The 4,848-nt window shown below is 37.8% G+C and carries 1 protein-coding gene and 4 pseudogenes; 3 read left to right on the top strand and 2 right to left on the bottom strand.

Going from position 1 to position 4,848, the window contains the following annotated elements; all coding sequences use genetic code 11:
* Positions 1-126 precede the first annotated feature (126 nt).
* A pseudogene (locus tag HYG89_RS15570) lies at positions 127-1,251 on the top strand (TonB-dependent receptor domain-containing protein); the annotation flags it as partial.
* Positions 1,252-1,266: 15 nt separating this feature from the next.
* Positions 1,267-2,328: pseudogene (locus tag HYG89_RS15565) on the top strand (PepSY-associated TM helix domain-containing protein); the annotation flags it as partial.
* 324 nt (positions 2,329-2,652) lie between these two features.
* Here the strand turns inward: HYG89_RS15565 and HYG89_RS15560 are convergent.
* Entirely contained in the window at positions 2,653-3,384 is a 732-nt protein-coding gene (locus HYG89_RS15560; protein WP_178868319.1) for a Fic family protein, read from the bottom strand.
* 220 nt (positions 3,385-3,604) lie between these two features.
* Between HYG89_RS15560 and HYG89_RS15555 the strand changes: the two are divergent.
* Positions 3,605-4,537: pseudogene (locus HYG89_RS15555) on the top strand (IS5 family transposase).
* Between the two features lie 201 nt (positions 4,538-4,738).
* On the opposite strand, the pseudogene HYG89_RS15550 reads toward HYG89_RS15555, so the two are convergent.
* Positions 4,739-4,848 (bottom strand): annotated as a pseudogene (locus HYG89_RS15550) (IS701 family transposase); the annotation flags it as partial.

The raw sequence follows: 4,848 nt of genomic DNA, 5'->3' as shown, positions 1-4,848 counted from the left end.
GATAATCTTTTTCAGATTCAATCAATAATTGAACCGCTCTTTCTCTGATTTCAGGGGTATATTTTGGTTTTGTCATTGGAACATTCTCTCAAGAAAGTTGGTCTCCGACAAACCCGGTACGGTTCAGGTGCGGACTTCCGTTGGACAGGGAAAGAAGTTTTACCGAATACAACTTTAGTTGCAGGTGTGGCTTTAGACCGGATGGTCGAAGACCGGAAAGGTTATGAAAACTATGATGATACTGGTCGCTATGGCGTGAAAGGTGATTTACGCCGTAATGAAAATAATACCTTGTGGAATTTAGATCCATATGTGCAGGCCTCATGGCAGTTCTTACCCACGTGGCATCTTGATACAGGCTTACGCTATAGCAATGTGCATTATGAGTCAGATGATCATTACATCATTGATAAAAATGGTGATGACAGTGGTTCAACGGATTATCAAAAATTATTACCTTCTGTGGCTTTAGGCTGGGAAATTTTACCTGAACTTTATGCCTATGCCAGTTATGGCAAAGGCTTTGAAACGCCAACCTTTACTGAAATGGCTTATAACACTGATCCTTCTAAATCGGGTATGAATTTTGCGTTAAAACCTGCGAGTAGTGATAATTACGAGCTAGGTTTAAAGTCGCAGAATCCATTCGGGCTCTTCACTTTAGCTGTTTTCCAGACAGATACAAAAAACGATATAGTGACAGCGGGAACACGTGATGGTCGTGCGACTTTTCGTAATGCAGATCAAACCACACGACAAGGTTTAGAGCTTTCATGGCAACAAACGATTTGGAAAGAACTCAACATTCAATCGAGCTTTAGTTATATCGATGCAGAATTTGATAGTTATACAGCAGAAATAGCGAATCCAAATAACCCAAATACTCCATATGCAAAAGCAATTGATAAAGGAAATAAGATTCCCGGAGTTGCCAAAAACCAAGCGTTTACTCGTATTGCATGGCAACCTGAACAGGGCTTCCAAGCAGGCTTAGAAGCACGCTATATGGATAAAATTTATGTCGATGATATCAACTCAGATACTGCACAAAGTTATACCGTCGTGGCTGCAAATGTCGGCTATTTATGGGTAAACCGTGACTGGAAAGTAAACAGCTATGCTCGAGTCGATAACCTGTTTGACCGTAACTATGTTGGCTCAGTGATTGTGAATGACAGCAATAGTCGCTTCTTTGAACCTGCCGACGGTCGAAACTTTAGCGTTGGCATGAGTGTAACCAAAGCCTTTTAATGGAAATGGTGAACCGTACCGACATTGGTGAAAGATTATTTTGCGATTCGTGCAGGGAAAAATAAAAAGCGTTTTTGGCTCGATGCACACAACGTCGTAGGAATTACCAGTTTACCGTTCCATATTTTAATTTGTGTCACGGTGATTGCATTTGCTTTTCATGATGTCATTTACGATGCTATTGGTGGTTTGGTCTCTAGAGATCAACTATTATCGACACGTCCAGCAGCTGTCAAAGTGATTGAGCCTGTAGAGCCATTAAATGTTGAAAAAATATTTGCCAATATTCAACAGCAAGCGCCTGACTATCAAATCAGTTCCATTAGCTTTAACAACTTGGATAAACCAGAAAAAGCATCTGCCCGGGTAAATTTGTATAGTCCTGATCAAATGCTACGAGGTGATCGTTTTGATGTGATGATGTTCAATCCCTATCAGACCCAACCGTATAAGACCAATAATTTAAACACACATGCGAATCCGATGGATCAAGTTGTTCGTTCAATGTTTAGTTTGCACTTTGGGAACTATGGCGGTGATTTTACCCGTTGGCTGTATTTCATATTTGGCATTGCAGGGGCATTTCTGTTTTATTCAGGCAATATTTTATGGATTGAATCGCGCATTAAACGTCAAAAAAATCCTGAAAACTTACCTCCGAAACAGCGTAAGGATGTACGCTTTATTGCCAACTTAACCATCGGTGCTTGTCTCGGTTGCGTCTTGGCGGTAGTTGTAGCAATGGCAATTGGACGATGGAGCAGTTTGGCAAATTTAGCTTTGCAAAGTATGAATCATATATTGGTGTATGGTTACTATCTTGTTTTCTTGCTCAGTGTTGCTTATTGCTTTGTCGTAGGAGCAGCTAAAGCTTTGCCTCAGTTACTCTTCTGTATTGCAATCATCTTAGTTTTACTAGCACCCATCAGTTTGGTTCTAAGTATAATCAGCGCAACAACTATGTCACTTTGGTGGATTGATCTGATCGCGATGGTCTTTGCTTTGACATTTTTCCGTTTTTATCAGCAAGCAAAAGCACAACAAAAACATGCTGAATCTGGCAGTATTTGGTCTTAAAATAGAGATTGAAAAGCCATACTAAAAAACATATATGGTTAAAACCACATATGTTTTTTTAAAGCTTAAGATTTGAATGATAACTTTAACTGATTCAATATACTGAATTTGATAGAGTTTAAGGATTAAGTCACTAAACTTTAGATTATCAATGTGAAAAGTAAAAAGTGAAAAGTATTTATACGGTATTTTTTACGGTAAAAGCTATTGTGTTATTTTTTAATTAAATGTATATCAATAGCTTATAATTATTTTATAGTGTGCGCTGAGCGCACTATCTTCTAGCAACACTAAAAATAAAGAAAAATGCAAGTTGGAGTAACTCTAAATTCCTAAAACAACCTGATATGGTTTAAATCCCTCTAGCACAGCTTCAGCAACCAACTGAATGAAAGGCTCAGTTTTTCCATAAGCCATCCACTGATCTAACGCTTCATAGTAAGCCAAGCGATTTTCGACTGTAATAACGCAGGGAGGGTATCCAGCTTTGAGTAATTCAAGGTTCATCAAAAGACGTGATGTACGACCATTGCCATCAATAAATGGATGAATGCCAACAAAATCTGCATGCACTTTAGCTGCACGTTCAATAGGGTGTAGCTTATATGCCTCTGAATTGTACCAATCGACAAGTTGAGCCATATTGTCATTCAATAATGTATAGTCGGGTGGAGTAGTTGTAGCACCTGAAATCAATACGTTTTGTTGGCGATAACGTCCTGCATTGTCATCATCAATATTTTTTAGAATTAGCTGGTGGATATTTCGAATCTGCCATTCAGAAAATGGTTCTCCTTTTCGAATAATGTCTTCAACGTAGTAGATAGCATTTCTATGGTTGATTGCCTCGAAATGTTCTCGTAATGCTTTTCCACCAACAGTTATGCCTTCTAAAACGACTTTGGTCTCTAGCAATGTAAGTGTATTGCCTTCAATTGCATTTGAGTGATATGTCCAACGAACAATAAGATCTTCTTGTAGATTTTTTACAATTGCAGGGGAAAGAGGACGATGCTGATCTAATTTTGTTTTTAAATCATCAATATTTTCAAACATAACCTTGTCCCTAAAATTGTACTATTGAATGATACATGAAAAAAAGAAACATATAAAAGTAATGATATAACATACAATTTATATTGAATTCATACGTGTTAACATCGGTACCCGAGTTCAAATCCTGAAGTTGGATTTAAACAAAAAATAGTTTTAGTATTCAATAGGCTTTGTTGCACAAACCTATCTGTAAAGGCTTTTTCAGCGATATAATTTTCAAATAAAGAAGCCTACATACAAAATCTACCGCACCACCAATTGGCTCGCATATAACCGAGCACTCATGAGTTGCGGAAATATTGCCATTTGGTTTGATCCTGCTACGCAATGGTATGCTCCATCAAAAGGCAAACAAGGGCGAAATCATACCTAATCCGACGCAGCTATCCAATGCTGCTTAATGATTAAATCCTTATTCCGTCTATCTTTACGTATGGTCACTGGTTTTGTGCAAAGTCTGATTAAACTTTGCGGATTAAATTGGACTGCACCAGATTACAGTACGCTTTGTAGAAGACAAAAGCATATTGATATTGTAATCAGCTACCAAAAAAGTAGAGATGGGCTGCATCTACTCATGGACTCTACAGGCATGAAGTTTCTAGGTGAGGGCGAATGGAAGCGCAAGAAACATGGACCTGAATATCGTCGCCAATGGCGTAAACTACATATTGGTATAGATGCCAAAACCCTGCAAATACGTGCAGTTCAGCTTACAACCAATAATGTCAGTGATTCACAGGTGCTTGGTGATTTACTTAATCAAATTCCACAAGATGAGTGGATTGACTCTGTTTATACCGATGCAGCTTATGACACCAAGCAATGCCGTCAGGTCATTGCAGATCGGCAAGCGCATGCGGTGATTCCACCTAGAAAAAATGCGAAACCATGGAAAGATACCAAGAGTAGCTCGCTAGAGCGAAATGAATTACTTCGAACAGTTGCACGTTTAGGCAGGACACTATGGAAAAAATGGTCAAGCTATCATCGGCGAAGTTTGGTTGAAACTAAGATGCACTGCATTAAATTATTAGGAGATAAACTCAGTGCAAGGAGTTTTGATAGCCAAGTGAATGAGATTCATGCACGTGTAGCAGTCCTCAACAGATTTACGGAGCTCGGCCGACCTCACACCCAAGTTGTCACTTAAATTTGAAAAACTTAGGAAAGCTCTATCTTTAAAATCTTTATGCAACAAAGCCGTTTTGTATATAACTTCATATAAATAATTAAAGTAAACATTTTTACAAATTTAATGTGCATTTTATACATTTTACAACTTAAAATATGAGGCATTAATCACATTATCTTTATTTTTATAAGTTATAAATCATATAGGACTTACGCACTATTATTTATAGATTCTCTGTGGTAGCAGATGATTTTTATCGAGAATAAAGTCATCAATGAAGTTTTTGATAACTGGTCTAAATAATTTCTTCTGCCAACGATATACATTTT

It is taken from the genome of Acinetobacter sp. SwsAc5 (genome assembly GCF_013391485.1).
GTDB lineage: Bacteria > Pseudomonadota > Gammaproteobacteria > Pseudomonadales > Moraxellaceae > Acinetobacter > Acinetobacter towneri.
The sequence above is the reverse complement of the archived record's forward strand: the minus strand, read 5'-3'. Positions and strand labels throughout refer to the sequence as shown.